Annotated in this window: 13 protein-coding genes; 11 read left to right on the top strand and 2 right to left on the bottom strand. The window is 62.3% G+C overall.

What is annotated here, in order from left to right:
* Window positions 1-7 precede the first annotated feature (7 nt).
* Complete coding sequence (tssJ, locus tag L8K08_RS19945) at window positions 8-517, bottom strand: type VI secretion system lipoprotein TssJ (protein WP_242199554.1); 510 nt, start codon at window positions 515-517, stop codon at window positions 8-10.
* 56 nt (window positions 518-573) lie between these two features.
* Window positions 574-1,938, bottom strand: a complete 1,365-nt coding sequence (gene tagH, locus L8K08_RS19940) for a type VI secretion system-associated FHA domain protein TagH (RefSeq protein WP_242199552.1) — start codon at window positions 1,936-1,938, stop codon at window positions 574-576.
* Window positions 1,939-2,342: 404 nt separating this feature from the next.
* Here tagH and tssA point away from each other — a divergent pair, with 404 nt between their 5' ends.
* From tssA to L8K08_RS19885, 11 genes are all read left to right on the top strand, one after another.
* Complete coding sequence (tssA, locus tag L8K08_RS19935) at window positions 2,343-3,362, top strand: type VI secretion system protein TssA (RefSeq protein ID WP_242199550.1); 1,020 nt, start codon at window positions 2,343-2,345, stop codon at window positions 3,360-3,362.
* 54 nt (window positions 3,363-3,416) lie between these two features.
* Window positions 3,417-3,923 carry a type VI secretion system contractile sheath small subunit gene (tssB, locus tag L8K08_RS19930; protein ID WP_017135823.1) on the top strand — a complete coding sequence of 169 codons (507 nt, stop codon included), beginning with the start codon at window positions 3,417-3,419 and terminating at the stop codon, window positions 3,921-3,923.
* A gap of 2 nt (window positions 3,924-3,925) precedes the next feature.
* Window positions 3,926-5,422 carry a type VI secretion system contractile sheath large subunit gene (tssC, locus tag L8K08_RS19925; RefSeq protein ID WP_119737190.1) on the top strand — a complete coding sequence of 499 codons (1,497 nt, stop codon included), beginning with the start codon at window positions 3,926-3,928 and terminating at the stop codon, window positions 5,420-5,422.
* Window positions 5,423-5,593: 171 nt separating this feature from the next.
* Window positions 5,594-6,082 (top strand): type VI secretion system tube protein Hcp, encoded by a 489-nt coding sequence (locus tag L8K08_RS19920; RefSeq protein WP_005792512.1) that lies wholly within the window; start codon window positions 5,594-5,596, stop codon window positions 6,080-6,082.
* A 93-nt stretch (window positions 6,083-6,175) separates the two neighbouring features.
* On the top strand, window positions 6,176-6,691 hold the full coding sequence (tssE, locus tag L8K08_RS19915) for a type VI secretion system baseplate subunit TssE (RefSeq protein WP_242199548.1): 516 nt from the start codon (window positions 6,176-6,178) through the stop codon (window positions 6,689-6,691).
* Window positions 6,688-8,547, top strand: a complete 1,860-nt coding sequence (gene tssF, locus L8K08_RS19910) for a type VI secretion system baseplate subunit TssF (RefSeq protein WP_242199546.1) — start codon at window positions 6,688-6,690, stop codon at window positions 8,545-8,547. Before tssE ends, tssF begins: the two co-directional genes overlap by 4 nt.
* Window positions 8,511-9,554 carry a type VI secretion system baseplate subunit TssG gene (gene tssG, locus L8K08_RS19905; protein WP_119737185.1) on the top strand — a complete coding sequence of 348 codons (1,044 nt, stop codon included), beginning with the start codon at window positions 8,511-8,513 and terminating at the stop codon, window positions 9,552-9,554. Before tssF ends, tssG begins: the two co-directional genes overlap by 37 nt.
* Window positions 9,547-12,210, top strand: a complete 2,664-nt coding sequence (tssH, locus tag L8K08_RS19900; RefSeq protein ID WP_242199544.1) for a type VI secretion system ATPase TssH — start codon at window positions 9,547-9,549, stop codon at window positions 12,208-12,210. The genes tssG and tssH overlap by 8 nt, the downstream gene beginning before the upstream one ends.
* Window positions 12,211-12,368: 158 nt before the next feature.
* Complete coding sequence (locus L8K08_RS19895; protein WP_242199542.1) at window positions 12,369-14,309, top strand: type VI secretion system Vgr family protein; 1,941 nt, start codon at window positions 12,369-12,371, stop codon at window positions 14,307-14,309.
* A gap of 15 nt (window positions 14,310-14,324) precedes the next feature.
* Window positions 14,325-14,759, top strand: coding sequence for a DcrB-related protein (locus L8K08_RS19890; RefSeq protein WP_145158212.1), 435 nt, complete (start codon window positions 14,325-14,327; stop codon window positions 14,757-14,759).
* 12 nt (window positions 14,760-14,771) lie between these two features.
* A partial coding sequence (locus tag L8K08_RS19885) for a hypothetical protein (protein WP_242199540.1) occupies window positions 14,772-15,089 on the top strand: 318 nt, incomplete at its 3' end.

The following is a 15,089-nucleotide window of genomic DNA, read 5'->3' as shown; positions in this document are numbered from 1 at the left end:
TTGCTTCTTATTGGGCAGGGCTGGATGGGGAAACCACGACGTCGGCGCGTACGGCGCGCACGTCGAGGCTGATCTGGTATTCGGTGTATTGGCGTGCCGGGACGGTGAGCACCGTGCGCCATTGCGCGCGGTCCAACTCGCGATAGCCCACCAGCAGGCCGATCTGGCGCGTGGACGGGTCGAGGTTGCGCTGGATACTCAGTTGCTGGCCGGGTTGCACCATCACTTCGTCCTGGTCCAGCAGATCGAGTCCGAGCGTGGATTGCGCGCGATCAGCCAGCGCGAAGTAATCGGAGCGGCTGAAGGTGGCGGCGTTTTTCAGTTCGAAGATGCGTACGCGAACCGGAGCGGCCTGGCCGTTGGCGCCGGGGTTGAGCCCGGCAATGGCGTGAAAATGCAGTTCGATGGCGGCGGTGTCCGCTTCGGCTTCAGTGGCCGCCTCGGGCTTGGCGGCATCCTTGGCACACGCCGTCAGCAGCAGCGCCGTGGCGACTGCGAGTAAAAACCTGGGAATCATCCTGCGTCCTCAATGACGTACTTAGCTATCCGTTTTATCCATTACTGCGTTGCGGTTTAGCGACGCTGTCGTGCGCTGTGTTCTTCGTAGGCCCGGCTGAATTCGCGACCGAACAGGTCCTGGAAATCTTCCTGGGCTTCGCGCGAGATATTGCTGTAAAGCTCGGTGAACTGCTGCCAGTACTGGGCCTGGCGCGAGCCGTTGAAAATGCTCGACAGCCCGCCGGGCTTGCCCATGCGCTCTTCCAGTTGCGCCGGCTCAAAGCGCGCGAGCAAGTGCTTGATGGCCGCTTCTACACCGGCCATTACCGCCAGTTGATGGGCGCGCAGGTCGTCGAAACTGTCGCGCACGGCGATGTCCGGCGCCATAAACGCTTGGTTTCCATGACGCAGCAGCAGCAGTAAGGCTTCATCGGCATTGGGCGCAAACTTCAACGGATTGTTTTCGGCGGGCCGGATCATCGTCTGCTGCATGCGGAACTCGCCCTTGAGGCTGGCGCGGGCGCGCAATACGTCGATCAGGCCTTCGACCATCAACCGGTAGCTGCGGCCGATGCTCTCCATCTGCGCGCAGGCATCGGCCTTGTCCAGGCGCAGCTGGTCGAGGCCGGCGCCGCGCAGGAAAGCTTGCAAAAGGTCGGGCTGTTGGCTGTCAGCCGCGGGGAGCACGGGCTCGACCACGGGCGGCGACTGCATGACTGGCGGCGCGGGAGGCGACTGGATGACCGGCGGCACGGGAGGCGGTGCAACGGGCGTCGGGCTACTGGCCACGGGCGCGGGTGTGTCGCCAAACACGTCCCAGTCTTCGGGAATCACCGAGGCTGACGGCGCCGGCTTCTCCACCACTGGCATGGCAACGGGGGTCGGCGGGCGAAAGTCGTGTTGCTCGGACGGCACATGGTCCGCCACGGTCGGTGGTGGTACGGCGGTCGGGGTGAGGAAATCGAACAGGTCCGGTAGCGTGTCCATCGACGAGGCGCCATGAAACTGCGGCGCGATCACCGGCGTCGGCGCGGGCGCGTTCACCACCGCGCCCATCAACGCCTCGAAGCTGTTCGGCGAATCGCCGGCAAACGGCTGGCTATCGATGGCTTGCACGTTGAAGTCGATACGCGCCTGAATTTCGTAGTCGCCGATGCGGATCAATTCACCGTCTTGCAACGGTTCGCTGTTCCCTCGGCGCATACGAATACCGGCGTTAACCAATTCAACGCCGTTGGTGCTGTTATCGGTTAAATAGTAACGGCCATCTTTGTATTGAATAACGCAGTGTTGCGAGGAGACAAGGCGCTCTGGATCTGGCAATACCCAGTCATTATCAGAACTGCGGCCAATAGCCATCATGCCCTGATTCATGGACTTTTCAGGGCATTGCCCAGGGGTGATCTTGTGATAACTAGTGATAGTCAAGCACAGCGACATCTTGCCTCCTTGCTGATACATCGCGCGCGGTCTATCCAAGGGTCTACCTGAAGGAGCCAGGCTTCCCAAGAGATACCGCCAGTCGCGTTAACGACCGTAAAAATAGGCTTTTACCAGCATGATCGGTGATCTTAACTGGCTTCTATGACAAAAATCCTGTCCTGGTGCGCCGTTCGACCCGCCAGTCGCGCAGGGTGTTAAGCACCGCACATCTGTCACAGAGGGCGAATAGCTTACCTTGACAAGGCGTAACTACTACACCAAAAATGCACAACTTCTTGAACATCAGTGATGGCACGGTAGTGGCACTCTGGCTATATGACCAAGAAAACATGCAAAGTTCATCGCGCAACTAATGCATGCATTGCCCGGCATCTAACGGGCTGATAGGGAGATCGAATCAAGTGGATGTGCCGTTGCTGCTCGCCGCCGTTTCCGCGACTTCGCCCTGTGGCGAAGACATGGAATATGACGCGCAATTTCTCCAACTGGAGCGTGACGCCAAGGGCCAACCCGAGCGCAGCATGGGCGACGCTATCCTGCCGGCTGAGCCACCGGAATGGCGCAGCATCCAGCAGCAAAGCCTCGACTTGTTGCAGCGCAGCAAAGACCTGCGCATCACCCATTTTCTGTTGCAAAGCTCCCTCGCCCTTCAGGGTGTGGCCGGGCTGGCCGAAGTCCTCACGCTGATCAACGCGCTGCTGCGCGAGTACTGGACTGACCTGCACCCGCGCCTGGATGCCGACGACGATAATGACCCCACCGTACGCATCAATGCCTTATCTGGCCTGACCAGCGACGCGACCATTCGTCTGCTGCGCGAAAGCATCCTCACGCGCTCGCGCACGTTCGGGCCGGTGAGCCTGCGTGCTGCGCTGAACGCCAGCGGCTTGATGAGTTTCCCCGACGAACAGCTCGGTGCCCAGCAACTCAACGCCGCATTTCTGGACAGCGATCCCGAACAATTGCAAGCCACGCGCGATGCCTTGAGCGCCGCGCGCGCCGCCTGCGAAGCCATCGAACAACAGGTCAGCGACCAGGTCGGTTCGGCCCAGGGCGTGGACCTCAGCCTGTTGAAGCAACCGCTCAAGCAGGCGCTGCAAGTCCTCAACCAATTTGTACCGAACAGCGATACCAGCAGCGAACCCGAGGCCGTCAGTGACGACAATGCCCCCTCGGTCGATTTCGCCGCTGCCCCCGCCGCACCGCGCCCCACTGGCGACATCGCCAGCCGCGATGACGTGCTGCGCAGCCTCGACAAGATCCTTGCGTACTACACCCGTCACGAGCCTTCGAGCCCGCTGCCGGTGCTGTTGAACCGGGCGAAGAATCTGGTGCACGCCGACTTCGCGGCCATCGTGCGCAATCTGATTCCCGACGGCATGTCCCAATTTGAAAACCTGCGCGGCCCGGACGGCGAGTAAGCCGCCCGGCTGTGCAGTAACAACACCGTCGCTCAAGCGACCAGGAGCAGCAACGTGGCGAAGCAAAGTTCTCAGAAATTCATCGCGCGCAACCGTGCGCCTCGAGTGCAGATCGAGTACGACGTCGAGCTTTACGGCGCCGAGAAAAAGGTCCAGCTGCCCTTCGTGATGGGTGTGATGGCCGACCTCGCCGGCAAGCCTGCCGAACCGCTCGCACCCGTGGCCGACCGCAAGTTCCTTGAAGTGGACGTCGACAACTTCGACTCGCGCCTCAAGGCCATGCAGCCACGCGTAGCGTTCCATGTACCGAACGAGCTGACCGGCGAAGGCAACCTGAGCCTGGACATCACGTTCGAAAGCATGGACGACTTCAGCCCGGCCGCCGTGGCCCGCAAGGTCGATTCGCTCAAGCAACTGCTCGAAGCCCGCACCCAGCTGGCCAACCTGCTGACCTACATGGACGGCAAGACTGGCGCTGAAGAAATCATCATGAAGGCGATCAAGGACCCGGCATTGCTTCAGGCACTTGCCAGCGCGCCTAAGCCTGCAGGGGACCAGTAATCATGACCGACAACACCGCCCGCGAAGGCTCCCAGATCCTGGGTGCCACCGAAGAAGCCAGCGAGTTCGCCAACCTGCTGCTGCAAGAATTCAAACCCAAGACCGAGCGTGCCCGCGAAGCTGTGGAAACCGCCGTGCGCACCCTGGCCGAACAGGCTTTGGCACAGACGGACCTGGTGTCCAATGACGCGATCAAGTCGATTGAATCGATCATCGCCGCCATCGACGCCAAGCTCACCGCCCAGGTCAACCAGATCATCCATCACCCGGATTTCCAGCAGCTGGAAAGCGCCTGGCGTGGCCTGCACTACCTGGTCAACAACACCGAGAGCGACGAGCAACTGAAGATTCGCGTGCTCAACATCTCCAAGCCGGACCTGCACAAGACCCTGAAGAAATTCAAGGGCACCGCGTGGGACCAGAGCCCGATCTTCAAAAAGATGTACGAAGAAGAATACGGCCAGTTCGGCGGCGAACCTTACGGCTGCCTGGTCGGCGACTACTACTTCGACCAGTCGCCACCCGACGTGGAACTGCTGGGCGAGCTGTCGAAAGTCTGCGCCGCCATGCACTCCCCGTTCATCGCTGCGGCCTCGCCGACCGTGATGGGCATGGGCTCGTGGCAGGAACTGTCGAACCCGCGCGACCTGACCAAAATCTTCACCACGCCGGAATACGCCGGCTGGCGTTCGCTGCGTGAATCGGAAGACTCGCGCTACATCGGCCTGACCATGCCGCGCTTCCTGGCGCGCCTGCCGTATGGCGCCAAGACCGATCCGGTGGAAGCCTTCGCCTTCGAAGAAAACACCGACGGCGCCGACAGCTCCAAGTACACCTGGGCCAACGCCGCCTACGCGATGGCGGTGAACATCAACCGTTCGTTCAAGCACTACGGCTGGTGCTCGCGCATCCGTGGCGTCGAGTCCGGCGGTGAGGTGGAAAACCTGCCGGCCCACACGTTCCCGACCGATGACGGTGGCGTGGACATGAAGTGCCCGACCGAAATCGCCATCAGCGACCGCCGTGAAGCGGAACTGGCGAAGAACGGTTTCATGCCGCTGCTGCACAAGAAAAACACCGACTTTGCCGCCTTCATCGGTGCCCAGTCGTTGCAGAAACCGGCCGAATACGACGACCCGGACGCCACTGCCAACGCCAACCTGGCCGCGCGCCTGCCGTACCTGTTCGCCACCTGCCGTTTCGCGCACTACTTGAAGTGCATCGTGCGCGACAAGATCGGTTCCTTCAAAGAGAAGGACGAGATGCAGCGCTGGTTGCAGGACTGGATCCTCAACTACGTCGACGGCGACCCGGCGCACTCCACCGAAACCACCAAGGCCCAGCACCCGTTGGCTGCCGCCGAAGTGATCGTGGAAGACGTCGAAGGCAACCCGGGTTACTACAACTCCAAGTTCTACCTGCGCCCGCACTATCAGCTCGAAGGGCTGACCGTGTCGTTGCGCCTGGTATCGAAGTTGCCTTCGGCGAAAAGCGCCTAACCCACGGATGAGCTGGCTCTTCTGTGGGAGGGAGCTTGCCCCCGATAGCATCACTGGGGTGTGACTGACACACCGAGGTGCCTGCATCGGGGGCAAGCCCCCTCCCACACAAAGGCACTGCCCATTTGGAGTTACTCAAATTCAGTGGCAAGAGCCACACAGGGAGAAAACATGGCTGTTGATATTTTCATCAAGATCGGCGACATCAAGGGCGAGTCCATGGACAAGGCCCACAAGGACGAAATCGACGTGCTGAACTGGAGCTGGGGCATGGCCCAGTCCGGCAACATGCACGTTGGCGGTGGCGGCGGTGCGGGCAAGGTGAATATTCAGGACCTGTCGCTGACCAAGTACGTCGACAAGGCGTCGCCAAACCTGATGATGCACTGCGCCAGCGGCAAGCACATCGACAAGGTCAAGCTGACCGTGCGCAAGGCCGGTGGCGAAAGCCAGGTCGAGTACATGGTGATCAACCTGGAAGAAGTGCTGGTCACGTCCCTGAGCACCGGCGGCTCGGGCACCGATGATCGCCTGACCGAAAACGTCACCCTGAACTTCGCCCAAGTGATGGTCGACTACCAGCCGCAGAAAGCCGACGGCACCAAAGACGGCGGCGCGATCAAGTTTGGCTGGAACATCCGTTCCAACACCAAGCGCTGATAAACCCGGTGGCCGTGGCTCGCCGCCACGGCCCCAGGCATCGGCCCCTCGCAGAAACCGTCCCTCTCACAACCCGTCCGTGGAGCTGCTTTGGTGGTAACTGAAATCGCTTCCCGCGACCGTCTGCAACCGTCCCTGCTGGACCGGTTGACCGACGACGACCCAACCAATCCCAAGGAAAGCGCCGACAAACGCGTGCTGTCCCTGACCCAATTGAAAGCCTCGGTGCTGCGCGACCTGGCGTGGCTGCTCAACACCACGTCGTTGCTGGACGCCGATGCAACGCTGCATACCCCGGCCGGTACGTCGGTGGTCAATTACGGCCTGCCGGCACTGGCGGGCAACAGCGTGTCCAGCGTGGACATCAAGGCACTGGAAGCGCTGATCTACCAGGCCATCGCCACCTTTGAGCCGCGTATTCTGCGCCACACGTTGCGCGTCAAAGCCCGCATCGGCCACGGCGAGATGAACCACAACGCGCTGAGCTTCGAGATCGAAGGCGACCTGTGGGCGCAGCCGGTGCCATTGCGCCTGCTGCTGCAAACTGACCTCGACCTGGAATCCGGCCATGTGCGCGTGGTGAATGCCGACCAGCGGAGGCGCCCATGAACCCGCGCCTGCTGGAGCTGTACAACCAGGAACTGCACCACGTGCGCGAAAGCGCCGCCGAGTTCGCCAAGGAATACCCGAAGATCGCCAGTCGGCTGACCCTGTCCGGTATGGACTGCGCCGACCCGTACGTCGAACGCCTGCTCGAAGGTTTTGCCTACCTCACCGCCCGCGTGCAGCTCAAGTTCGACGCCGAGTACCCGACGTTCACCCACAACCTGCTGGAAATCGCCTACCCGCACTACCTGGCGCCGACGCCGTCGATGACCGTGGTGCAATTGCAGACCGACCCGGATGAAGGCTCGCTGGCCAGCGGTTTCCCGCTGCCGCGCGACATCGTGTTGCGCGCAGCACTGGGCCGCGAAACCCAGACCTGCTGCGAGTACCGCACCGCGCACCCGGTGACGCTGTGGCCGTTGCAGGTCAGCGGCGCCGAGTACTTCGGCAACCCCGCCGCCGTGCTCGGCCGCCTGGCCGCCAGCGAGCCGAAGGCCAAGGCCGGTTTGCGCCTGACCCTGCGCACCGGCGCCGAATTGCCGTTCAACAGCCTCGACCTCGACAGCCTGCCGCTGTACCTCAGCGGTGCCGATGAGCAGCCGTTTCGCCTCTACGAACAACTGCTGGGCAATGCCTGCGCGGTGTTTGCGCGCAAGCCTGGCGGTGATTGGGTCGAGCGCCTGCCGCAGGACGCGTTGCGTTCGCGCGGCTTTGACGACGCCGACGCGGCCATGCCGGTGGTGGCCCGCGCATTCCAGGGCTATCGGCTGTTGCAGGAATACTTCGCCCTGCCCCACCGCTTCCTGTTCGTCGAATTCGCCGAACTGAGCCGCGCGGTCAAACGCTGCGACGGCCAGGAGCTGGAACTGATCGTGCTGTTCGACCGCCACGAGCCGAGCCTGGAAGGCAGTGTTGGCGCGGCGCAGTTCATGCCGTTCTGCACGCCGGCGATCAACCTGTTCCCCAAACGCGTGGACCGTATTCATTTGTCTGACCGCGTCAACGAACACCACGTGATTGCCGACCGCACGCGGCCAATGGATTTCGAGGTTCACTCGCTGAGCGGCATCACCGGCCACGGCACCGGGCCGGAGCAGCCGTTCCTGCCGTTCTACGCGGTGCGCGACCCGTCACGCTATGGCCGCGATCAGGCTTACTACACGCTGCGCCGCGAGCCGCGCGTGTTGTCCAGCGACCAGCGCCGCAACGGCCCGCGCTCTACCTACGTGGGCAGCGAAACCTTTGTCAGCCTGGTCGACAGCCAGCAAGCGCCCTACCGCCACGACCTGCGCCAACTCGGCGTGACCGCGCTGTGCACTAACCGCGATCTGCCGTTGTTCATGAGCGTGGGCAACGGCAAGACCGACTTCACCTTGGCCGACAGCGCGCCCGTGTTGTCAGTGCGCTGCGTCGCGGGCCCGAGCCGCCCACGCGCCAGCCACGCGCATGACGCCAAGGCCTGGCGCCTGATCAGCCAGTTGTCGCTCAATTACCTGTCGCTGAGCGAACAGGGCCAGGGCGCCGGCGCCTTGCGTGAACTGCTGCGCCTGTATGGCGACAGCAACGACGCGGCGCTGCAATTGCAGATCGAAGGCCTGCGCGAAGTCAGCAGCAAAGCCGTGACCCGGCGCCTGCCGATGCCTGGCCCGATTGTGTTTGGTCGCGGGTTGGAAATTACCCTGGAGTTCGATGAAAACGCGTTTCGCGGCACCGGCGTGTTTCTGCTCGGTGCGGTGCTGGAGCGCTTCCTGGCACGTTACGTGTCGATCAACAGTTTTACCGAGACGGTGATCCGTACCACCGAACGCGGCGAGATCATGCGATGGAAAGCCAAGCCCGGGCGGCGTCCGACCCTGTGAACACACTGGATGCGATGCATCAGGAGCCCTGGGAATACGATTTCTTCCAGGCGCTGCGGCGTATCGAGTGCGAATCGCCGCAGCTGCCGCGCCTGGGCCATTCCCTGCGCCTGGCGGATGACCCGTTGCGCCTGGGGCAACAGGCCGATTGCACCTTCGCCCCGGCCACTTTGGCCTCGGTCGATCCCGGTGGCGACGGCAAACCGGCGCGGCTGGAGCAGTTCTTCTTCGGCCTCGGCGGCCCCAACGGCCCGTTGCCGCTGCACATCACCGAGTACGTGCGCGAGCGCCAGCGCAACAACGCCGACAGCACCAGCAAACAGTTTTTGGACGTGTTCCACCATCGCCTGCTCAGCTTGTTTTACCGGGCCTGGGCCGAGGCGCGGCCAACGGTCAGCCACGACCGCCCCGACGATGATTACTGGTCCGCACGCCTCGCTGCGCTGAGCGGCCGGGGCATGCCAAGCCTGCTCAATCAGGGGCTGATTCCTGACACCGCGAAGCTGCATTACAGCGGCCACCTGTCAGCGCAAACCCGCTACCCGGATGGCCTGAAGGCGATTCTGAGCGAGTATTTCGGCCTGCCGGTGGAGATCGAAGAATACGTCGGCCAATGGCTGGAATTGCCCGAGCGCAGCCGCGTGAGTGTCAGCGCCAACCAACTGGGCGTGGACTTCTGCCTGGGCAGCCACGTGTGGGACCGCCAGCATAAATTCCGCATCCGCCTCGGCCCGCTCACGCTGGATGACTACATGGGCATGCTGCCCGGCAGCCAGCCGTTCAATGAGCTGGTGGCGTGGGTGGCCGAGTACCTGGGCCATGAACTGGACTGGGACCTGAACCTGGTTTTGCAACAACCCGAAGTACCGGCGCTGCAGCTCAATGGCCAGTTCCGCCTGGGCTTCAACACCTGGCTCGGCCGACCCGAGCATGACGCCAACGACCTAATCCTGGCTCGGCATTACGCCGACCACGCCACCACCTCAAGGAATCCAGAGCATGGGTGAAATCAGTCGCGCCGCACTGTTCGGCAAACTCAACAGCGTGGCCTACAAGGCCATCGAAGCCGCCACTGTGTTCTGCAAACTGCGGGGCAACCCGTACGTGGAACTGGCCCACTGGTTTCACCAGTTGCTGCAACTGCAGGACTCGGACCTGCACCGCATCATTCGCCAGTTCAACGTGGAACCGGCGCGCCTGGCCCGAGACCTGACCGAAGCGCTGGACCGCCTGCCACGGGGCTCGACGTCGATCACCGACCTGTCGTCCCATGTGGAAGAAGCCGTGGAACGCGGCTGGGTCTATGGCAGCCTGATGTTCGGCGAAAGCCAGGTGCGCACCGGTTACCTGGTGCTCGGCATTCTCAAGACCCCGAGCCTGCGCCACGCGCTGCTGGGCTTGTCTTCCGAGTTCGACAAAATCAAAGCTGAAGCACTGAGCGAACGCTTCGACGAATACGTCGGCGACTCGCCCGAAAATGCGTTGAGTGCCAGCGACGGCTTCAATGCCGGCGCTGTACCCGGCGAAGCCAGCGGCGCCATGGCACCGAGCGCGATGGGCAAGCAGGAAGCCCTCAAGCGTTTTACCGTGGACCTGACCGAACAGGCGCGCAGCGGCAAGCTCGACCCTATCGTCGGGCGTGATGAAGAGATCCGCCAACTGGTGGATATCCTCATGCGCCGTCGCCAGAACAACCCGATCCTCACTGGCGAGGCCGGTGTGGGCAAGACTGCCGTGGTTGAAGGTTTTGCCTTGCGCATCGTCGCCGGTGACGTGCCGCCCGCGCTCAAAGACGTGGAGCTGCGCAGCCTCGACGTGGGCCTGCTGCAAGCCGGCGCCAGCATGAAAGGCGAGTTCGAACAGCGCCTGCGCCAGGTCATCGAAGACGTCCAGGCCTCGCCCAAGCCGATCATCCTGTTCATCGACGAAGCCCACACCTTGGTCGGTGCCGGTGGCGCCGCGGGGACCGGTGACGCCGCCAACTTGCTCAAGCCAGCCCTCGCCCGTGGCACCTTGCGTACCGTGGCCGCCACGACCTGGGCCGAGTACAAAAAACACATCGAAAAAGACCCGGCCCTGACCCGCCGTTTCCAAGTGGTGCAGGTGGCTGAGCCGTCGGAAGACAAGGCGCTGCTGATGATGCGCGGCGTGGCCTCGACCATGGAAAAACACCACCAGGTGCAGATCCTCGACGAAGCCCTGGAAGCTTCGGTGAAGCTGTCGCACCGCTACATTCCGGCGCGCCAGCTGCCGGATAAATCCGTGAGCCTGCTGGACACCGCCTGCGCCCGCGTCGCCATCAGCCTGCACGCCGTGCCGGCCGAAGTCGACGACAGCCGCCGTCGCATCGAAGCGCTGGAAACCGAGCTGCAAATCATCGCCCGCGAGCATGCCATCGGCATCGCCATCGGCGCACGCCAGAGCAACAGCGAAGCCTTGCTGAGTGCCGAACGTGAACGCCTGGCAACCCTGGAAAGCCGCTGGGCCGAAGAGAAAACCCTGGTCGATGAGCTGCTCGCCACCCGTGCAACCCTGCGCGAGAAAGCCGGTGTTGTGGACAGCGGCAACGATGAGTTGCGCGCACAGCTTGTGAACCTGCAACAACGCCTCACCGCCCTGCAAGGCGAAACCCCGCTGATCCTGCCGACCGTGGATTACCAGGCGGTGGCCTCGGTGGTCGCCGACTGGACCGGCATCCCGGTGGGCCGCATGGCGCGCAACGAACTGGAGACGGTGCTCAACCTCGACCAGCACCTGAAAAAACGCATCATCGGCCAGGACCACGCCCTGCAGATGATCGCCAAGCGCATCCAGACGTCCCGCGCCGGCCTCGACAACCCGAGCAAGCCGATTGGCGTGTTCATGCTCGCCGGCACCTCGGGTGTGGGCAAGACCGAAACCGCGCTGGCGCTGGCTGAAGCCATGTACGGCGGCGAGCAGAACGTCATCACCATCAACATGAGCGAGTTCCAGGAAGCCCACACCGTGTCGACCCTCAAGGGCGCGCCTCCGGGCTATATCGGCTACGGCGAAGGCGGTGTGCTGACCGAAGCGGTACGGCGCAAACCCTACAGCGTGGTGCTGCTGGACGAGGTGGAAAAAGCCCACCCGGACGTGCACGAGATCTTCTTCCAGGTGTTCGACAAGGGCGTGATGGAGGACGGCGAAGGCCGCGTGATCGACTTCAAGAACACCCTGATTCTGCTGACGACCAACGCCGGCACCGAGTTGATTTCCCAGGTGTGCAAAGACCCGGCGAATGTTCCCGAGCCGGAAGAAATCGCCAAGGCGTTACGCCAGCCATTGCTGGAAATTTTCCCGCCGGCCCTGCTCGGCCGGTTGGTGACGATTCCTTACTACCCGCTGAGCGACGAGATGCTCAAGGCGATCACCCGCCTGCAACTGGGCCGCATCAAAAAACGTGTGGAGACGACGCACAAAGTCGCCTTCGACTACGACGACGCGGTGGTCGATTTGATCGTCTCGCGCTGCACCGAAACCGAAAGCGGCGGGCGCATGATCGACACCATCCTGACCAACAGCCTGCTGCCGGACATGAGCCGTGAATTCCTCACGCGCATGCTCGAAGGCAAGGCGCTGGCGGGTGTGCGTATCAGCACCCGGGATAATGAATTGCACTACGACTTCAGCGACGCCGATTGATCTGACGAGATGCAGTCCAAATGTGGAAGGGGGCAAGCCCCCGATGGCGGTGAGTCAGTCACTGCATGCATCAACTGACACACTGCTATCGGGGGCAAGTCCCCCTCCCACATTTAGAGCTGGTTTCTTCAGTTACTAGGCAATTTACGGGTTAACCGATGCTATTCAACCAAGCCTCACGCCTGGCCAAAGTCACCAGCCCTCTGGGGCCGGATGTGCTGCTGCTCAATGAAATGGGCGGCGGCGAAGAGCTGGGCAGGTTGTTCAACTATGAGCTGCAACTGACCTCGCTGGACGCCAACATCGACCTCAACCAGTTGCTGGGCAAGCCGATGAGCGTGGGCCTGCAACTGGCGGACGGTGGCGAGCGGCACTTCCACGGCATCGTCGCGCGGTGCAGCCAGAACATCGACCAAGGCCAGTTCGCCAGTTATCAGGTGACGCTGCGCCCGTGGTTCTGGTTGCTCAGCCGCACCTCGGACTGCCGGATTTTCCAGAACCTGAGCATCCCGCAGATCATCAAGCAGGTGTTTCGCGACCTGGGTTTTTCCGACTTCGAAGATGCCCTGAGCCGGCCGTACCGCGAGTGGGAGTACTGCGTGCAGTACCGCGAGACCAGCTTCGATTTCGTCAGCCGCTTGATGGAACAGGAAGGCATCTACTACTTCTTCCGCCATGAACCGGACCGCCATGTGCTGGTGCTGGCCGACGCCTATGGCGCCCACACCACGGTGCCGGGCTACGCGTCGATTCCGTATTACCCCAAGGACGAGCAGCAACGCGAACGCGACCACATGCACAACTGGCACCTGGCGCACGAAGTGCAACCGGGCTCACTGGAGCTCAACGACTATGACTTCCAGCGCCCCAGCGCCAGCATCGATGTACGCTCGGCGATGCCGCGCCCGCACACCGCCGGTGACTATCCGCTGTACGACTACCCCGGCACCTATGTGCAAAGCGAAGACGGCGAACACTACGCACGCACTCGCATCGAAGCCTTGCAAACCTTGCATGAACAGATCGAGTTCAGCGGCAACGCCCGTGGCCTCGGCTCAGGCCACTTGTTCAGCCTCACCGGCTTCAGCCGCCAGGACCAGAACCGCGAATACCTGATCGTCGGCTGTCGCTATTACATCGTTCAGGAAAGCCTGGAAAGCGGCGGCGGCTCGGGTTCGGCGCAATTCGAAAGCAGCCTCACGTGCATCGACGCCCAGCAAAGCTTCCGCCCGCTGGCGAACACCCACAGGCCCATCGTCAAAGGCCCGCAGACCGCCTTGGTGGTCGGCCCCAAAGGCGAGGAAATCTGGACCGACCAATACGGCCGCGTGAAGGTGCACTTCTACTGGGACCGCCACGACCAATCCAACGAAAACAGCTCGTGCTGGATTCGCGTGTCGCAATCCTGGGCCGGGAAAAACTGGGGCTCGATGCAGATTCCCCGCATCGGCCAGGAAGTGATTGTGAGCTTCCTGGAAGGTGACCCGGACCGGCCGATCATCACCGGTCGGGTGTACAACGCCGAGCAAACGGTGCCTTACGACCTGCCGGAAAACGCGACCCAGAGCGGCATGAAAAGCCGTTCGAGCAAGGGCGGCACACCAGCCAACTTCAATGAAATCCGCATGGAGGACAAGAAGGGGCTGGAGCAGTTGTACATCCATGCCGAGCGCAATCAGGACATCGTGGTGGAGGTGGATGAAAGCCACTCGGTGGGGAATGACCGCAATAAGAGCATTGGGCATAACGAGACGGTGACGATTGGGAATAACCGTGTGCGGGTCGTCAAGCACGAGGACATCCTTTCGGTGGGCCTGAGAAAGACCGACAGCATCAGCCAGAGCTACGTGATTGAAGTGGGCGAAAACCTGCGCCTGGTCTGCGGCAAAAGCATCCTGGAGTTGAACGCCAGCGGGCAGATCAACCTGAGCGGCGTCAATATCAGCTTCCACGCCAGCGGCGATGCCGAATTCAATACCGGCGGCGTGCTGCACCTGAACAACGGCGGCGGCCCCGGCGCGACGCCCGATGGCCAGGGCATGAAAGCCAGCATCGACGCCAATATCAACGCCGCATTCCCCGCGCCTAAAAGCTCCTGACGAGACCTGTTTGCCATGACGTACCGAATCAACGAATTCCAGTTCCAACTGCCGGCCGCCGAGCTTCAGGACGCGTCGATCAATATCCTCAAGTTCCCTGAACTGGGCACGTCATTGATCATCAGCCGCAGCTTTCTCACCGAAGGCGAGACCCTGCACAGCAACTTCGATGACCAGCTCAAGCGCCTGGAAAAACAGGTGCAGGACTTGCGCTGCCAACCGAGCGTGACCGTGCGTTTGGGCGCCGCCCAAGAGGTGGAAGGCATCGAGCTGCGCAGCCAGTTCAACAAGGGCAATGACAAGGTGTTCCAGTACCAGCTGGCGCTGGTGCTGCCGGGCACGCGCAAGATGCTCGCCTTGAGTTATGTGAAGGCGGAGAAGCTTGGGGATGCCGAGGCGGCGCATTGGGCATTGATAAAAAATTCGCTGTCGTTCGACGCTGTTTCTTGATGAGCAACCTGCATGTCTGACGCTCTATGGGCTGCCCGGATGGGCGATGCGCTGTCCCACACCTCGATGATGGCGGACATCCTCGGCGGTGTGCTGGAAGTGGCGGCCAATATCGCGATCACTGCCGTGGCAACGGCTGCCGTGGTTGCGGCCACCGGCATCACCGTGGCCACCAGCGGCCTCGGCTGCTTCCTGCTGGGTGCGGTGGTGGGCACGATTGTCGGCCTGGCCATGAGCAAGAGTGGCGCGGACAAAGGGCTGACCAAGATATGCGATGCCTTCAGTAACGCCCTGTTTCCGCCCACGGTGCAGGCGAATATTCTCACCGGG

It is taken from the genome of Pseudomonas sp. TREG-RG-20F-10-E-6-01 (assembly GCF_022662455.1).
Lineage (GTDB): Bacteria > Pseudomonadota > Gammaproteobacteria > Pseudomonadales > Pseudomonadaceae > Aquipseudomonas.
Note: the sequence above shows the minus strand (reverse complement) of the source record. Positions and strands in the feature narration are given on the sequence as shown.